Origin of the sequence: Herbaspirillum sp. SJZ107 (genome assembly GCF_006715485.1) — a bacterium.
In the GTDB taxonomy this organism is placed as follows: domain Bacteria; phylum Pseudomonadota; class Gammaproteobacteria; order Burkholderiales; family Burkholderiaceae_D; genus Telluria.
Genome location: NZ_VFNH01000003.1, coordinates 933,773 through 950,732 on the forward strand (window position 1 = coordinate 933,773; position 16,960 = coordinate 950,732).

Here is a 16,960-nt window from a genome sequence, read left to right on the forward strand (position 1 = left end):
CTTATTTCTTGAGCTTGGCGAATGCCGCCGCCATGGCGCCACCCGCAGCCGCCGGCGCCGAGCGTTCCTGGCGCTGCTGTTGCTTATTTTGGTGATCAGCCATGCGCTTGCGGTCGTCGCGGTCGCCACGCTGCTGCGGTTGCGAACCTGCCTGCGGCGCGCTGTCCGACAAACGCATGGTCAGCGCGATACGCTTGCGCTTGACGTCGACTTCCAGCACTTTGACTTTCACCACCTGGCCGGCCTTGACCACCGTGTGCGGATCCTTCACGAAGGTGTTCGACAGCGCCGAGATATGCACCAGGCCATCCTGGTGCACGCCGATGTCGACAAAGGCGCCGAAGTTGGCGACGTTGGTCACCACGCCTTCCAGGATCATGTCCGGACGCAGATCGGAAATCTCTTCCACGCCTTCTTTAAAGGTCGCGGTGGTGAATTCCGGACGCGGATCGCGTCCCGGCTTTTCCAGTTCCTTCAGGATGTCGGACACGGTCGGCACGCCGAATTTTTCATCGGCATACTTAGCCGGGTTCAGCGACTTCACCAGCGCGCCGTCGCCGATCACGTGCTTGATGTCGCGCTGGATGTCCAGCAGAATCTTCTGCACCACCGGATACGATTCCGGGTGCACCGCCGACGCGTCCAGCGGATTCTCGCCGCCCATCACGCGCAGGAAGCCGGCCGCCTGCTCGAAGGTCTTGTCGCCCAGGCGCGGGACACTCTTCAGGGCCGCGCGCGAGGCGAACGCGCCCTTTGCATCGCGATAGTTGACGATGCTCTGGGCCACGCTGGCCGACAGACCGGATACGCGCGCCAGCAGCGGCGCCGACGCCGTGTTGACGTCCACGCCGACCGCGTTCACGCAATCCTCGACCACGGCGTCGAGCTGGCGCGCGAGCTGGGTCTGCGACACGTCGTGCTGGTACTGGCCGACGCCGATGCTCTTGGGGTCGATTTTCACCAGTTCCGCCAGCGGGTCCTGCAGGCGGCGCGCGATCGAGACCGCGCCGCGGATCGACACGTCGAGGTCGGGCAGCTCGCGCGACGCGAACTCCGAGGCCGAATACACCGAGGCGCCGGCTTCCGAGACCACGATCTTGGTCAGATTCAGGTCGGGCTGCTGTTTGATCAGGTCCTGCGCCAGTTTATCGGTCTCGCGCGACGCGGTGCCGTTGCCGATCGAGATCAGGGACACCTTGTGCTTGGCCGCGAGTTTCGCCAGCGTGTGCAGTGAGCCGTCCCAGTCGTTGCGCGGCGCGTGCGGATAGATGGTAGCGGTGTCCACGACTTTACCGGTCGGGTCGACCACGGCGACCTTGACGCCGGTGCGCAGGCCCGGGTCCAGGCCCATGGTGGCGCGCGGGCCGGCCGGCGCCGCCAGCAGCAGGGCCTTCAAATTGCGCGCGAAGACCTGGATCGCATCGGTTTCCGCCTTGTCGCGCAGCAGGCCCATCAGCTCGGTCTCGATGTACATGAAGCTTTTTACGCGCCAGGTCCAGCGCGCCGTGTCCTGCAGCCATTTGTCGGCCGGGCGGCCGGCGCCCTTGATGCCGAAGCGCGCGGCGATGCGGCTTTCGCACGGGTTCAGCGGCGCGTCCCACTTCGGTTTTTCGGCTTCGCTATCGAGGCGCAGCGTCACGTCGAGGATGCCTTCGCGGCGGCCGCGCATCAGTGCGAGCGCGCGGTGCGAGGGCACGGTCGACAGGGTTTCCGAGTAATCGAAGTAGTCGGCGAACTTTTCGCCTTCTTCCTGCTTGCCTTCGACCACCTTGGATTCGACCACGCCGTGTTCCTGCACGTATTCGCGCAGCGACTGCAGCAGTTCGGCGTCTTCGGCAAAACGTTCCATCAGGATCTGGCGCGCGCCGTCGAGCGCAGCCTTGGTGTCGGCCACGCCCGGGTTGTTGACGCCGTCGGCATTGGTGAAGGCCTCGCGCAGGTACTGGGTGGCGACGGTTTCCGGATGCTGCGACGGATCGGCCAGCAGGGTGTCCGCCAGCGGTGCCAGCCCGGCTTCGATCGCGATCTGGGCCTTGGTACGGCGCTTCTGTTTATACGGCAGGTAGAGATCTTCCAGGCGGGTCTTGTCTTCGGCCAGCGCCAGCGCCTGCAGCAGTTCCGGCGTCATCTTGTTCTGCTCGGTGATCGAGGCGATCACGGCAGCGCGCCGGTCTTCCAGTTCGCGCAGGTAGCGCAGGCGCTCTTCCAGCAGGCGCAGCTGGACGTCGTCCAGGCCGCCGGTGGCTTCCTTGCGGTAGCGGGCAATGAAGGGGACGGTCGCGCCCTCATCGAGAAGGGCGATGGCGGCGGCCACCTGCACCGGTTTGGCGGACAGTTCTTGGGCGAGGCGTTGTTCGATCGAAGGCAGCATGGTGCTTGGGTCAGTCAGTCGGTGAGTCGAACGGGCAATGATACGCAAACGCGGGCATTACGCCAGTCTTGACAGGCGCCCCGTTCTACCATCCGTCTCAATTCCGCCTCGGTGCCGCCCTAGGCGATCACGCTTGCATACCGCGCCAGCGCATCGCTGAGCGACGGCAGCAGGACCTGGCGCTCGCTGCGCAGGGCGCTGAAGGCCGGCCGTGGCGCCGCCTGGCGCAGTTCGGCGCAGGCGACGCGGCGCAGGCCGCGCGTATCGACCCCGGCCAGGACGCAGGCGCGTGCCGCCAGCTCGGCCCAACTGAGCGCTTCGCCATTGGTCATATGCCAGATGCCGCTTTCGCCGTCGATCAACAGATCCAGGCAGGCACCTGCCAGGTCCGGCAGGTAGGTCGGCGACACCATGGTGTCGGCGTCCGCCGTGAAACGGCCGCCTTCGGCCAGCGTCGACAGCGCCCGTGTCACGAAGTTGTGCTCGTCCCAAGGACCGAACAAGGCGCTGGTGCGCACCACCAGGGTCTTGGGGGCGACACCGAGGATGCGCTGCTCGGCCCTGGCCTGGCTGCGGCCGTATACGTTGAGAGGCGCCACCGGACTCGATTCCACGTAGGGCGCCGCGCTGGCGCCGTCGAATACCTGGTCGCTCGAGAAGGTCAGCAGGCGCAGCTGGTAGCGTTCGCAGGCCAGCGCCAGCACCGTCGGGCCATCGGAGTTGGCGCGGAAGCAGCGCGCGGCATCGCGTTCGGCGCCGTCGATGCTGGCGTAGCCGCCGGCGTTGACGATGGCCCAGGGCCGGTAGCGCCGGATCGCTGCCTCGACCGATGCCGGATCGGCGATGTCCATCTCGTCGTGGCCAACCAGGCGGCAGGCGAGGCTGCGCTGCAGGCACAAGCGCGCGAAGGCGCGGCCGAGCTTGCCCGCGGCGCCGGCAATCAGGATCGGCTGGGCCGAGGACGCGTGCTGGCGCGGGCCGTAGCCGTTGGTCGCCAGCGTATGCGCGACCGGCTTGCAGAGGATGCGCCCCGGGCGGCGCCACCAGCCCGGCCCCTGCAGCACCGGATGCGCCAGCGGCCGGCCGGTGGCCAGGCGCCGCATCAGGTCGGCCAGCGCGGTGGCGCGCGGTTTGTTGCCGCGCACGTCGAACGGACCCGGCTCGTAATAGCCCCTGCATTCGGTGACCAGACAGTTCCAGTCGTAGGAGCCGAGCAGGGCCCAGACGGTCACGGCGCGGATGTCGGCGCCGCGGTCGCGCGCCTGGCGTGCCGCGTCCCAGATCTCGAGCAGCCAGCGCAGCTGGTCTTCGCGGTTGGCGTCGACGTGGGCTTCGGTCACCGCCACCGGCAGCCGGTAGCGTTCCCAGGTCTCGTGCAGCAGCGGGCCGATGCCCGGCGTCGGCGTGGCCAGCACGCGCGGCGTTTCGATATCGGCGTAGGCCAGGCCCTTGTACTCATTGTGGTAGTGCTCGGGATAGCGCGCCGGCCGGTGGTCGAGCCAGCGCTCGCTGGTGGTGTAGTAATTGACGCCGACCACGTCGGGCGGGCAGGGGTGGTCGCGGAACCACAGTAGCTCGTCGGCGGTGGCACCGGCGGCCAGCAGGTAATCCCATAAGGCGTGTCCGGGCTCGATCATGCCGCACAGCAGGTCCCACGACAGCCAGCGCCGCTCGTTGAAAAAGGTGACCAGCTCCGCCATCTCGGGAGTGCCGTAGGTTTTACTCAGGTCGTCGGTCTGCACCAGCTTCGCATCCGGATTCACCTGCCGGATCGCAGCCATCGCCAGCACCGTCGCGCGGCACTGGTTGAGCAGGGCGCGTACGAAGGTGGCGTCATCCTCGCCGTGCGGGTACCACACGCCGTACAGGCCGGAAAAGCGCGCCGTGGTCAACGGTTCGTTGACCGGCGTGTAGTGGTCCACCCAGGGATAGCGCGCCGCTACTGCACCGGCATATTCGGCCAGCTGGTCCGGGAAGGCCGGGTCGACCAGGCTCGTATGGCGCGGACCGCTGCCGTGGTGCAGCAGGCCGACGATGGGCGTCACGCCCAGTTCGCGCAAGGCCGGCAGGCGCAGGTCGGACCAGGACCAGTCGGCCTTGTCCAGCCCATCCGGGGCAGTGCGTTCCCACAGCACCGGGTAGCGGATCGCCTTGATGCCGAGCGAGGCAAAGCGTTCGAGGTCCTGCAGCCGCTCGGCGTGGCCGTTGCGTTCCATCTGGCTGAAGTACTGGTCGCGCACGCGGTTCACGGTGCACTCGAGGCCGCCCCACAGTGCGGGACCGCGGCCGGGTGTCTGGTAATTGGTCATGATGCTGGCTCCTGCCGTATTCGATTGACCCCAGTCTAGTGTCCGGCAGAAGCCAGCTATGTCGGCATCCCGACATACGGCGGCTTTTAATAAAAATTCTTTTCTTCAATCAGAACACAAGTAACTTTCGCTAATCAGCGGCTTATTCCGCTATTTTGTTGCGCGCTGGATTCGTGTCGGAGGAGGGCGCGGCTTCGTGCTAGCCTCGTCTCATGAATATATCTACGGGCTTATTGCCGACCATTGATTGCCCCAACCGCTTGCTGCGCATGCTGGACGAAGACGCCTACCGTGCGCTGATGCCCGCCATGAGCCGGCGCCGCCTGCATGTCGGCGACGTGGTCGGCCCGCGTGGCGAAGCGGCATCGAACGTCTATTTTCCCTGCCATGGCGTGCTGTCGGTGCTGACCCTGATGCGCGACGGGACGATGGTCGAAACCGGCACCATCGGCAACGAGGGCTTTGCCGGTATCGACGTGCTGCTCGGCTGCGAATACTGGACCGATACCGTGTTCTGCCAGGTCGAGGGCGACTGCCTGTGGATGACGGCCGAGGCCTTTCACTAGGCTGTCGCGGCGCTGCCCTCCCTGCGCCGTGCGACCCAGCGTTTCGTGGCGGCTTACCTCAGCCTGGTGGCGCAGTCGGCCGCCTGCAACCGCCTGCACAAGGTCGAAGAGCGCTTCGCGCGCTGGATGCTGATGACGGGCGACCGCGTCGGCGGCGACGGTTTTTACCTGACCCACGAATTCATCTCGCAGTGCTGGGCGTGCACCGGGCCAGCGTCAGCACCGTGGCCAGCGCCTTCCAGCAGGCTGGCCTGATCCGCTACACGCGCGGCCACGTGACCCTGCTCGACCGTCCCGGCCTGGAGCGGGCCAGCTGCGAATGCTATGCGGTATGCGCACGCCAGATCGAGGATCTGCTGCGCCCTGGCCCTTAGCGGCTCATTTCACGCCGCGCCACCATGGCCGCCCGGCATGCGGCTGCACCAGGTCGAGCTGTTCTCCGATCTCCGGCGTCGACAGGGCCACGCCGCGCGCTTGCGCCAGCGCCGAGATGCGCTCGAACGGATCCTGCCAGCGGTGCAGGCTGAGGTCGAAGGTGCCGTTGTGGATCGGCACCAGCCATTTGCCTTTCAGGTCGAGGAAGGCTTGCAGGGTTTCCTCGGGCTGCATGTGGACGTCCGGCCATTGCTTGTCGTAGGCGCCGGTTTCCAGCAGGGCCACGTCGAACGGGCCATATTTGGCGCCGATGTCCTTGAAACCGCTGAAGTAGCCGCTGTCGCCGCTGAAGAACACACGCAGGTCCCCGTGCAGGATGACCCAGGAGGCCCACAGCGTCGAATTGCGGTCGCCCAGGCCGCGGCCCGAGAAATGCTGGGACGGCGTCGCCACGAAGCGTACCCCATCGATCTCGGTGCCTTGCCACCAGTCGAACTGGTGGATCTTGGCGGCATCGATGCCCCAGCCGGCCAGGCGGTCACCCACGCCCAGCGGCGCCAGGAAATGGGCGGTCTTGCCGGCGAGCGCCTTGACCGCGGCTTCGTCGAGGTGGTCGTAATGGTCGTGCGACAGGATCACGGCCTTGATCGGCGGCAGGTCCTCGATCGCGATCGGCGGCGCGTGGAAGCGTGCCGGTCCGGCCCACTGCACCGGAGACGCCCGCTTCGAGAACACCGGGTCGGTCAGATAAAACTCGCCTGCCAGCTTGAACAGGAGGGTCGAGTGGCCGAGGCGGAACAGGGTGTTGTCGGGCGCCGCCAGCAGGTCGGCCCGGCTCAGGGCGCGTACCGGAATCGCGCCTTCCGGTACGGTGCCGGCCGGCTTGTTGAACATGAAGTTCCACCACAGACGCGCCATCTCGCCGACGCTGTGCTCGTGCATCGGCGCCGGGTTGCGGAATTTCCCGTCGTGGAATTGGGGAGAGGTCGCGGGGGCAGGCGTCGACGCCAGGGTAGAACCGGTCATGAGCAGGACTCCAAAAAGGGCACTCGTCAGAAGGCGCATCGCGTTGGATAAATGTAAATGTACACTACACAGTGTAGTTTCCGTTTTTGAGAAAGTAAACTGGTAAGTGTAGAATTATCCGATGGACGCACCGACCCGCCTTACCGACCGCAAGCGCCAGGCCATTTTGAAGGCCGCCGCCGAACAATTCCGTGCCTGTGGCTTCGAGGCCACCAGCGTGGACCGGATCGCTGCGGCTGCAGGGGTGTCCAAGCGCACCGTGTACAACCATTTCCCGAGCAAGGACGAGCTGTTCGCGGAAACGCTGGTGCAATTGTTCCAGAGCGAGGCCGAGGCGCTCGACCTGCCTTATCGCCGCGACCTCGGCTTGCGCGAGCAATTGACCGAGCTGTTGGCGCACAAGCTGCGCACGCTGGCCGAGCGCGATTTCATCGATCTGGCCCGGGTCGCGGTGGCCGAAGCGATCCATGCCCCTGCACACGCGCGCGCCGTGTTCGACCGCATCGGCGAACGCGAGGAGGGCCTCACCGCCTGGATCCGCGCCGCCCAGGCCGACGGCAGGCTGAAACCGGGCGATCCTTCATTTGTTTCCACCCTGCTGCAGGGCCAGATCAAGACCTTCGCGTTCTGGCCGCAGGTCACCTTGGGCGCCGCACCGCTGGACGCGGAGGCGCAGGCGCGCCTCATCGAGGCGTCGGTGTCGATGTTCCTCGCCTACTTCGGTAGCGGCGCCGACTGAGGCTTGCGAACCGGCTGCCGCTGTCGGAAGGCCGCCAAAACGCGCGCAAGCTTGCTCAATCTCCCAACAATCGATGTTTACGAGTGCAGGTGCTAGAAAAAACCTGCGGAAGAGTGTAACTTTTACTCCTTTCGGCTTGTAAAGTTTCATCCTGCTACGTGCGATCACGAACAAAACAGTTCTGTCCGTATAGAGGATAATAAACATTGTTGTTTTTTCAAATCCCAGATTCCTGAGACCCCATGCACACAGTTGATTTTCCTCGCGACGATACCAGCGACGCCCCGCCGGCTCGAGCGCCCGCACGCGCACCTGTCCTGCCCGCCCCGGTATTGAGCTGGCTGCAAAGGGTCGAAGCGGCAGCGCATCCGCAACCCAAGCTGACCGCCGAAGTGGCTGACCCCAAGGCTGTCCAGTACAAATTCGTTTATGTCATGGCCCCGACCAGCGGTGGCCGCCATGTCGCGGTGTGCCTGTGCAAGGCGCGCCTGCGTCCGAACGGGGACGTGGCGTCGGCCAGCCCGGTCGGCGAAGTGTTCTCGCTGCTGTCGGCGCCGCCCGCCTATCTCGAAGGGGATGACGAGGATCTGGTGCGTTTCTTCATCGCCATGCGCAGCGGTTCCAACCAGAGCACCAGCGCCACCGAGCCCAAGGGCAAGGTCGGTGCCATCCTGCTGCAGCAGTTGCTGGCGCAAGGTAAATTGCTTTGGGCTAATTCTTGGTCGGACATGAGCAACGGTTTGCTGTATCCGCTGCAGGCCGGCCCGGAGCGCCAGGCCAGCCTTACCTGGCGCGACGAAGGCCGTACCGCCAAGCTCGGCTGGTCGGTGGAACCGGCCAAGGGCGCCAACCACCCGGGCGCCGACCTGGTCGACTACATGCTGCCGACCGATCCGCCGTGGTACATCGACAACCTGTCCTGCGGTCCCCTGGCCCTGAACCGTGGCGGCATCGACATTTCGCTGGCCGACCTGCAGGCCCTGGTGTCGCAGGCGCCGCCGCTGGCGGGCAACGACAAGAAGCGCGTGTCGCAACTTCTGCTGGCGCATGGCCTGCAGCAGCTGATGCCGCTGCCGCAGCCACTCACCCAGCGCATCCGTACCGACGTCAAGCCGCAGCCGCACCTGCTGCTGGATGCGGTGCAGGTGGCCGACGGCACGACCCAGCGCTGGCAGGATTTCGCCGTGCTGTCGTTCGACTACGACGGCCAGCGCGTGTCCTTCGATCCGGCCCAGCGCGTGGTGCGCCAGATCGGCGACGTCACCGAAGTGATCCAGCGCAACGAGGCATTCGAAGCCGCGGCGCTCGACATGCTGCACGAGATCGGTTTCCGCAAGCCGGCCACGGCGCCGCTGTCGGCCCTGGCCGGTGCGCAGTTGCTGGACAGCCAGGCGCACTGGCTGCGTTTTGCCGAAAACGAACTGGATGCGCTGTCCGACATCGGCTGGCATGTGCAGAAGTCGCCCAAGTACCGCTACGACGTGGTGCCGGTCGAGGAGTGGTACGCCCAGATCGACGAGCCGGCCGAGGCGGGTAACGCCTGGTTCGAACTGGAACTCGGCATCGTGGTCAACCGCAAGCGCGTGCCGCTGCTGCCGGTGCTGGTGCAACTCATCCGCAGCACGCCGCTCGATTTCAATCCGGAAGTGCTGGCCTTCCACGGCGAAGCCGACCAGATGCTGGCGACCCTGCCCGACGGCCTGCGCGTGGCGCTGCCCTGGGGCCGCGTCAAACCGATCCTGTCGACGCTGGGCGAGCTGTATTTCAACGACAAGATCAAGAGCAAGGTGCGCCTGTCGACGCTGGACGCGGCGCGCCTCGAAGAGCTGGCGCGCGGCGCCGCCTTCAGCTGGACCGGCGGCGAACGCCTGCGCGAGACCGGCCGCAAGCTGAGCCAGTTCGGCAAAGTGAAAAAGGTCGATGCGCCGAAGGGCTTGCAGGCGACCCTGCGCGACTACCAGCTGGACGGCCTGGCCTGGATGCAGTTCCTGCGCGAGTACGACCTCGGTGGCATCCTGGCCGACGACATGGGTCTCGGTAAAACCGTGCAGACCATCGCCCACATCCTCACCGAGAAGGAAGCCGGCCGCCTGACCGCGCCGGCACTGGTGATCGCCCCGACCAGCCTGATGGCCAACTGGATGGAAGAATCGGCACGCTTCGCGCCCGACCTGAAGGTGCTGCTGCTGCAGGGCAAGGAGCGCATGGACCTGTTCGACCAGATCGACAAGGCCGACATCGTGCTGACCACCTATGCGCTGCTGCCGCGCGACGAGGAAAAGCTGCGCGAGCACGAGTACCACCTGGTGATCCTGGACGAATCGCACTACATCAAGAACACCCGCTCGAAGGCGGCACAGACGGCCGGTTCGCTGAACGCGCGCCATCGCCTGTGCCTGTCCGGCACGCCGCTGGAAAACCACCTGGGCGAGCTGTGGTCGCAATTCCACTTCCTGCTGCCGGGCCTGCTCGGCGACGAGAAGACCTTCAACAGCCAGTTCCGCCATCCGATCGAACGCCAGGACGACCCGGTGCGGCGCACGCTGCTGAACCGCCGCATCAAACCCTTCCTGCTGCGCCGGACCAAGGACAATGTGGCCAAGGAACTGCCGCAAAAGACCGAAATGATCCGCCGCATCGAGATCAGCGGCCCGCAGCGCGACCTGTACGAAACCGTGCGCCTGGCGATGGACAAGAAGGTGCGCGAGGAAATCGACCGCAAGGGCGTGGCGCGCAGCCAGATCGTCATCCTGGAAGCGCTGCTGAAGCTGCGCCAGGTCTGCTGCGACCCGCGTCTGGTCAAGGCGATGCCGGCCAAGAAGAACACGGCCGCCGTCTCCGCCAAGCTGACCGACCTGATGCAGATGGTCGACGACCTGCTCGGCGAAGGCCGCAAGATCCTGGTGTTCTCGCAATTCACCAGCATGCTCGGCCTGATCGAGGAAGAACTGGACGCACGCAATATCCCGTACGCCATCCTCACCGGCGAGACGCGCGACCGTTCGGCGCAAGTTGCCGCCTTCCAGCAGGGCGCGGTGCCGATCTTCCTGATCAGCCTGAAAGCCGGCGGCGTCGGCCTCAACCTGACCGCGGCCGACACCGTGATCCACTACGACCCGTGGTGGAACCCGGCAGCCGAAAACCAGGCCACCGACCGCGCCTGGCGCATCGGGCAGGACAAGCCGGTGTTCGTCTATAAATTGATCGCGAAGGGTACGCTGGAAGAAAAGATCCAGCTGCTGCAGCAGAAGAAGTCGGAGCTGGCGCAATCGATCCTGGCGGAAGGCGAGTCGCAGAAGATGGCGCTGACGCAGGAAGATTTGCAGGCGATTTTTGCACCGCTGGAAGACTGAACAGTCTGCTTCGCTGACTGAAATGCAACGCCGTCACCGCCTGCGCGGGACGGCGTTTTTGTATTTACGTATCTCACCCGCGCAACGGTCTAGAGTGGTTTGCCTAGTCAACTGTTGAGTCAGCGCACTATACTTGGCGACCTTGGCAGCCGTTTTGATTCCGACTGCAATCACTCATCCGGAAGGTTTCCATGACCCGCAGCGCTTCCGTCCACCAAGCCGGCCCGGCGCTGGCGACGGCGGACGCCTTCCGTACCATCGCCGAGCTCGGCGGTGACCTTGCCTTCATCCTCGACTGCGCCACCGGCACTTTCGTTTATCTCAGCCCTGGTGTCGACGACTTGCTGGGCTATGGTCTTGTGGATATTGAACAACAGTTGGCCGAGGGTGGTGACGGTCCCCTGTCGGCCTTGTGCGGCGGCTTGCCGGAGCGCCTACGCCGCTTTGCCGCCGGCGACGGATCGCGCCTGCGCGTGACGCGCGCGGTCGAGGTGCGCCGGCCGGATGGCCGCACCACCCCGGTCGAAGTGATCTCGACCCTGCTGGCGGATGCCGACGGCCAGCCGCGTTCGCTGGCCGGCCTGGTGCGCGACCTGTCGGCGCGGCGTGCGCGCGAACTCGAGCAGAAGCGCTTCGCCAGCATGCTGAACCACGAATTCCGCACCCCGCTGTCGACCATCGACGGCGCCATCCAGCGCCTCGAAGCGACCGCCACCAACGCCGACGAGCCGACGCGCCAGCGCTACCGCAAGATCGCCGTCGCCACCGACCGCCTGATCGGCATGCTGGACGACTACCTGTCGCCGGAACGGATGGCGGCGCTGGGGCGCCAGCGCCAGCCGCATGCGGTGGCGCCACGCTTGCTGCTGGAAGAACTGGTGGCCCAGGCACGGGTGGCGGGGCGGCCGGTCAGCTTCGATGCGGCCGGCTTGCCGGCGGCGCTGCGCGGCGAACCGGCCGGCCTGCGCCTGGCGCTCAAGCTGATGCTGGAGAATGCGCTGCGCCACACGCCGGCCGGCAGTCCGCTGCACGTCAGCGGGCGCCGCAGCGGCGGCGGCATCGAACTGGCGCTGCGCGACGAGGGGCCGGGGGTGGCGCCGGCCGACCAGCCACACATTTTCGACAAGGGCTACCGCGGCGCCAACGCGGCCGCGACGCCCGGCAAGGGACTCGGCCTGTACATGGCGCGTTCGGTGGTCGAGGTCCACGGTGGTTCGCTCGGGATGGTGACGCCGGCCAGCGGCGGCGCCGAGTTCCGGCTATGGCTGCCGGCCCAGGAAAGCGCCCCTGATGCCGCCGCGAAAAATCTTGCTTCCAGCGGGACCAGCAGTGATAATCGGGCAGGCAACGGGGATGGCCACCCGACAACAATGCCGGGGAACACGTAATAATAGAAACATGGCACACCCATGACGCAAATACTGATTGTTGAAGACAATGGCGACTATGCCGGCGACATGGCCGACTTCCTCAGGGAACTGGGTCACGAGGTGACGATCGCGACCACCGCCGGCGACATGTGGGCGGCCCTGACCCGCACCCCGGCCGCCGTGGTCGTACTCGACCTTGGCCTGCCCGACGAAGACGGTTTCAATGTCATCCCGCGCATGCGCCAGCTGTATCCCGAAATCGGCCTGCTGGTGCTGACCGGCCGGGTCGCGTTCGACAACCGCATCCTCGGCCTGCGCCTCGGCGCCGACCACTATCTCACCAAGCCGATCAAGTTCCCGGAACTGGCCGCCCACATCGAAGCCCTGGATCGCCGCGTGCGGCCGGCCGAGCCGGCGCCGGCGCCGAGCAAGTGGATGCTGCGCGTCTCGGCGCGCCAGCTCGAGCTGATGGGCAAGGTGATCGACCTGACCGAAAAAGAGTGCAATTTCCTGCACCTGCTGACCATCAACACCCGCCCGGTGCCGCGCCAGGTGATCGTGGCCGGCATGGGCGGCGACGATCCGGATGCGAGCCGCCGCGTCGACATGCTGGTGTATCGTTTGCGTAAGAAGGCGCGCACCGGCCTGGGCCAGGACCTGCCGCTGCGCAGTGCCTATGGCGAAGGGTATAGCCTGTCTGCCGGATTCACGCTGGCCTGATTGCCAAGTTAGCGCTACATTGGGCGCTTTCCCGTATCGAGTGAGACGGCCATGCCAGGTCCTTGTCCTTGGGAAGCAGTCGCCAGCTTCCGCAGCCCGGTCGAATTCCGCAGCTTCGAACGCTGGATGACCGGCCAGGTCAGCGCCGGCATGGCGCGCCAGGTGCCGGTCGGCGCGCCTTATCTCGAGGATGCCGCGTGCATCGAAGTCTGGTACCTGCACCTCAGGAGCCGCGAAGTCTGGCGGCTGGTGTGGCCGGAACCGCCGTTCAGCGGCGTCTTCGTGCAGGTCGCATCAAGGAATTAACTGAATCGCCGCCATGGCCCGCCAACCCCGACTGATCCTCCCGCACCAGCCGCACCACCTGGTCCAGCGCGGCAACGACAACATCACCATCTTCCGCGACGACGAGGATTACGCGCGCTTCCTCGGCTGGCTGAAGGAAAGCGCCCGGTTTTACCACGTCGCCATCCACGCCTACGTGCTGCTGCCGGACCACCTGCAGCTGCTGGCCACGCCAGCCGACGAAGACGGGCTGGCGCTGATGATGCAGAAAGTCGGGCGCCTGTACGTGCCCTGGTTCAATGCCAGGCACGGCCGCTCGGGCACGCTGTTCGGCGGGCGCTTCCGCACCGCCGTCATCGATCCAGTCCAGTACTTCCTGGCCTGCATGCGCTATATCGAACTGCATCCGGTGCGCGTGCAGCAGGCGGGCAGCGCGGTCGATTACCCCTGGTCGAGCTACGCCCACCACGCCGGCGTGCGCGCCGATCCGCTGATCACCGACCATGCCAAATACTGGGACCTGGGCAATACGCCGTTCCAGCGCGAAGCCGCGTACATCGCGCTGGCACAGCAGGGCCTGTCGATGGATGAACTGGACACCATCGACGCGGCGGTGCTGAAGGGTGGGGCGCTCGGCTCGCATGCGTTCAAGGCGGCACTGGAAAAAAAGACCAAACGCCAGATCCTGCCGGCCAAGCGCGGACGCCCTTTCAAAATCAAGCCGGCGGACGCTTGAAGGCGCAGGCACACCCTGCCGTCAGAAGGCGAAAGGTATGCGCACCGTCAAGCCGATGTCGGGCGCATCGCGCGTCAGGCCGGCGCCGACCGACACATTGATCGTACGCTGAGGATCGAGACGGTAGGAAAACCCTGCCATGAGCGTGCCCAGCTGGGTACGCAGCGAATCCGGCAGTGTCCGGCCGTTCTGTTTGGCCCGCGTGATTGCAATATGGTCGTAACCCAAACTGACCGTAGTCTTTTCATTCAAGGCAAATCCGACGCCGGCATTGAAGCCGAATGAATCGGGCGGCGTAATCTCGCCCAGGAATTCGCTTTGTCCATTCAAAATCTTGCGGCTCAGATTACTGCGTTTGAAATTGTGCATATAACTGAAAGTGCCGAAAAAGGTGGCGGGTCGGGAAGGCATGAACCAGGCGATATTCGGTTCCAGCGCATAAAATCCGGAACCGGTCGGCAGGTCGAGTTGAAGAGCGGTGCCGGCGGCGCCGGGACCCGTGCAACGCGTCGTGCAATCGGTCGTGACTTCGAATGGGTCGCGCCCGGTCCGCGATTTGAAACGCAGGCCGGCGACGAAATACGGTTTATTCAGGCCGCCTTCGTTCAATTGATAGCGCGCCGCGAACTCGGCATCCCCGATGGCTTTGCCGCTGGCATCGGAAACACGATTCGTTGCGATGCCGCCGGTCACATCCCGGCTGACCATCGCATCGCTGCGATAGATATACGGCACCCGCAATTCGACTTCGAAACGGTTCGTGATGCCGCGCCTGGCCGTCAGGCTGGCGATAGTGCTGTTGCGCCTGACTTCGCGTACGTCGACGCGCGGCATCTGCAAGGTCGCGATCAGCGCATAGCCCGCGATCGCGATCCGGTCGCTCGACGAATAGGCGTATTGGACGGCAGGTTCCAGCACATAGGTACCACGCGGCGTCAGTACGCCGGGTTGCTCGAACAAGGGCGCTACCTTGGGCGGACGCTGGCCGAGGTCGTCGTCGGGCGTGACCTGCGCCGGCGTCGGGCGAGAAAACAGCATGAGCATGCCGCCGATAAAGAAATACACCGGCCTTGCAGAAGGGCGCATGGGTTCGAATCCTTTTGAAAATGCATTTAATATTTTCCGCATGGTTATGGCAATACGAAAATAAAAACCATGGCAATGGACATAAAATGTTGAGCCCGCGCGGGATTTGAATTTTGAGCGTTCGCAATGACTGACGAGCCGGCTGCGTATGTTGAGCCATCACATCGGGAATCTATTTGCACGCTTGAGCGAAAGCCCGGGCAGTGTTAGCGTCAATCGAGCGAGATTTTGCCGATTCCCTGGCCCGGTCAAATGATTAGCCCATCGACAATTGGAACGAAGCAATCCAACTGCGCCGGCCGCACAGTGAGGGATATTGTCGAACGCAATCCGGAAATGGTGACTGAAGTATGGTGCCGCAATATCTTCCGGCAATTGCTTCAGGTATTGGAAAGGCAGTACACGCTGCAATTGCCGCACCGGGTGATTTCGCCCGATACCGTCATCTTTCACGACGACGGTTCGCCTGCGCTGCTGCCCTCGCTCATCAGCGATCCGAAACCCGACCTTGCCGACGACCTGACGGCACTGGCCAGGACGGTTCACTATGCGATCACGCGCGAACCGGTTCCCGCCGCGCCGCTGCACGGCCGCGCCCTGGAAGGCTACAGCGAGTCGCTCATGACGGCGATCGACCGCAGCCTGGCGTTCGATCCGGCCAGGCGGCCGCGCACGATCGGCGAATTGCGCGACCTGCTCGGGATCGTCGCCTTCAAACCGGCGCTGCGGGCAGGGCAGGTGGCCCCGGCCACGCATGCCGCACCGCGCGATACGATGGCGAGGGCGGCGCCGGCACGGCACCCGGCGCCGTCCGCGCGCCTGCGCAAGCGCCATCGATACTGGACCGCTGCGGGTATCCTGCTGGCCATGGGAATCGGCGGCGTCGCCGTGCTGCATCGTCCGGCGGGCGTCGAACCCGTGGCGCCGGTGCCACCGGCGGCGCATGTCGTTCCGGATGCCGCGCGGGGCAGGTATCCGTCAGTGCCAGCCGTCGCTGCCCCGGCGCCGGCAGCACCGTCCCCGCCGGGCGGCCACGAAGGCACGATGCCCGGCGATGCCCGGGTGGCAGCAGGCAGCGGGCAAGCCACCCTGCCGGCACAGGGCGGCCCTGCGCTGGCAGGGCGCCACATGGAAGCCAGGAGCGGCACGCCGGCGCCACGCAGCCGCAGTCCGCGCGCAAGTCCGCCCGCGCCCGCTGCCTGGCTGCCGTCCACGGATCGCTTGCCGGCGCAGCCGCAAGCTGCGCCGGCTCCCGCCGCCCAGTCACCCGCTGCCGACGCCGTCTTCAGTCTGCGCATCCGGCCCTGGGGCATCGTGTACGTGGATGTGGTCAGGCGCGGCATCAGCCCGCCTCTTAAGCAATTGGTCCTGGCACCGGGACGCCATGCGCTGCGGGTGACCAATCCGGAAGCCGGGAAACGCGTGCTCGAGGTCGACACGGCCGGGGGCGGCGGCCACATCGACGTCGACTTCGACCGCGGGCCACGATGAGCATCCACGCCATGCGCCACGCCCGGCTTTGCTGCATCCTGCTCCCCTTGCTGGGGGCCGGCTGCGCCGACCTGCGTCCGGATGGCGCGCCGGCGCGTTCCGGGGCGCCTGGCCGGGCCGGATACGAGGACGTGAGCAAGGCGGCCGCCACCCTGCTCGAAGGCATCCGGCTGTACGAAAACGGCAATTTCAAGGAAGCCATCGCGGCACTCGGGGCGCCGGATGTGCAGGCGGCGCCGCCAGCCATCCGGGTCGATGCGCTCAAATACACCGCCTTCAGCTATTGCGTACTGGAGAACTACGCGCAATGCCGCCATGCGTTCGACCTGGCGCTCGGCCTCGATCCGGACTTCGCATTGCGGTCCAGCGAACACGGTCATCCGATGTGGGGACCCGTGTTCGATGCTGCAAAAGCGACCAGCGAACAGGACCGGACCCATACCTCGCTCGACCGCGAACGCGAGCGCTGGCGCGGTGTCGACCTGTGGCGCGCCAGGTAATCCGCTACCCGGCCAGTCCTGCAATGCCCCCTG

Annotated in this window: 15 protein-coding genes; 11 read left to right on the top strand and 4 right to left on the bottom strand. The window is 65.7% G+C overall.

What is annotated here, in order from left to right; translation table 11 throughout:
• Window position 1 precedes the first annotated feature (1 nt).
• Both FBX97_RS22295 and FBX97_RS22300 read right to left on the bottom strand, forming a co-directional pair.
• The gene (locus FBX97_RS22295; protein WP_141836698.1) at window positions 2-2,371 is read right to left on the bottom strand and encodes a Tex family protein; all 2,370 of its coding nucleotides are present in this window, start codon (window positions 2,369-2,371) and stop codon (window positions 2-4) included.
• A gap of 119 nt (window positions 2,372-2,490) precedes the next feature.
• Window positions 2,491-4,740, bottom strand: a complete 2,250-nt coding sequence (locus FBX97_RS22300; RefSeq protein ID WP_255517602.1) for a family 1 glycosylhydrolase — start codon at window positions 4,738-4,740, stop codon at window positions 2,491-2,493.
• A gap of 152 nt (window positions 4,741-4,892) precedes the next feature.
• Between FBX97_RS22300 and FBX97_RS29685 the strand changes: the two genes are divergently transcribed.
• Genes FBX97_RS29685 through FBX97_RS29695 form a run of 3 tightly spaced genes read left to right on the top strand, consistent with a single transcriptional unit; the run spans window position 4,893 to window position 5,620 of the window.
• Entirely contained in the window at window positions 4,893-5,246 is a 354-nt protein-coding gene (locus FBX97_RS29685; protein WP_185748690.1) for a cyclic nucleotide-binding domain-containing protein, read from the top strand.
• Between the two features lie 45 nt (window positions 5,247-5,291).
• Entirely contained in the window at window positions 5,292-5,501 is a 210-nt protein-coding gene (locus FBX97_RS29690; protein WP_185748691.1) for a hypothetical protein, read from the top strand.
• The gene (locus tag FBX97_RS29695) at window positions 5,471-5,620 is read left to right on the top strand and encodes a winged helix-turn-helix domain-containing protein (RefSeq protein ID WP_185748692.1); all 150 of its coding nucleotides are present in this window, start codon (window positions 5,471-5,473) and stop codon (window positions 5,618-5,620) included. Before FBX97_RS29690 ends, FBX97_RS29695 begins: the two co-directional genes overlap by 31 nt.
• Window positions 5,621-5,624: 4 nt before the next feature.
• Here the strand turns inward: FBX97_RS29695 and FBX97_RS22310 are convergent, their stop codons facing one another.
• Complete coding sequence (locus FBX97_RS22310; protein ID WP_255517589.1) at window positions 5,625-6,647, bottom strand: MBL fold metallo-hydrolase; 1,023 nt, start codon at window positions 6,645-6,647, stop codon at window positions 5,625-5,627.
• A gap of 121 nt (window positions 6,648-6,768) precedes the next feature.
• On the opposite strand from FBX97_RS22310, the gene FBX97_RS22315 reads away from it, so the two are divergent.
• The 6 genes from FBX97_RS22315 (at window position 6,769) to FBX97_RS22340 (ending at window position 13,850) form a co-directional block, all read left to right on the top strand.
• Window positions 6,769-7,386 (top strand): TetR/AcrR family transcriptional regulator, encoded by a 618-nt coding sequence (locus FBX97_RS22315; RefSeq protein WP_141836704.1) that lies wholly within the window; start codon window positions 6,769-6,771, stop codon window positions 7,384-7,386.
• Window positions 7,387-7,628: 242 nt separating this feature from the next.
• A complete protein-coding gene (locus FBX97_RS22320) occupies window positions 7,629-10,739 on the top strand; it encodes a DEAD/DEAH box helicase (protein WP_141836706.1) in 3,111 nt (1,036 codons plus the stop codon).
• A gap of 191 nt (window positions 10,740-10,930) precedes the next feature.
• On the top strand, window positions 10,931-12,127 hold the full coding sequence (locus FBX97_RS22325) for a PAS domain-containing sensor histidine kinase (RefSeq protein ID WP_141836707.1): 1,197 nt from the start codon (window positions 10,931-10,933) through the stop codon (window positions 12,125-12,127).
• Window positions 12,128-12,148: 21 nt separating this feature from the next.
• A complete protein-coding gene (locus FBX97_RS22330; RefSeq protein WP_141836709.1) occupies window positions 12,149-12,829 on the top strand; it encodes a response regulator transcription factor in 681 nt (226 codons plus the stop codon).
• Window positions 12,830-12,880: 51 nt separating this feature from the next.
• A complete protein-coding gene (locus tag FBX97_RS22335) occupies window positions 12,881-13,135 on the top strand; it encodes a hypothetical protein (RefSeq protein WP_141836711.1) in 255 nt (84 codons plus the stop codon).
• Between the two features lie 13 nt (window positions 13,136-13,148).
• Window positions 13,149-13,850, top strand: a complete 702-nt coding sequence (locus FBX97_RS22340) for a transposase (RefSeq protein ID WP_141836713.1) — start codon at window positions 13,149-13,151, stop codon at window positions 13,848-13,850.
• Between the two features lie 21 nt (window positions 13,851-13,871).
• Here FBX97_RS22340 and FBX97_RS22345 read toward each other — a convergent pair whose 3' ends face one another.
• Window positions 13,872-14,936 carry an autotransporter outer membrane beta-barrel domain-containing protein gene (locus FBX97_RS22345; RefSeq protein ID WP_255517590.1) on the bottom strand — a complete coding sequence of 355 codons (1,065 nt, stop codon included), beginning with the start codon at window positions 14,934-14,936 and terminating at the stop codon, window positions 13,872-13,874.
• 336 nt (window positions 14,937-15,272) lie between these two features.
• On the opposite strand from FBX97_RS22345, the gene FBX97_RS22350 reads away from it, so the two are divergent.
• Window positions 15,273-16,427, top strand: a complete 1,155-nt coding sequence (locus FBX97_RS22350) for a hypothetical protein (protein WP_141836715.1) — start codon at window positions 15,273-15,275, stop codon at window positions 16,425-16,427.
• Window positions 16,424-16,927 carry a TssQ family T6SS-associated lipoprotein gene (locus tag FBX97_RS22355; RefSeq protein ID WP_255517591.1) on the top strand — a complete coding sequence of 168 codons (504 nt, stop codon included), beginning with the start codon at window positions 16,424-16,426 and terminating at the stop codon, window positions 16,925-16,927. The genes FBX97_RS22350 and FBX97_RS22355 overlap by 4 nt, the downstream gene beginning before the upstream one ends.
• Window positions 16,928-16,960: the final 33 nt, after the last annotated feature.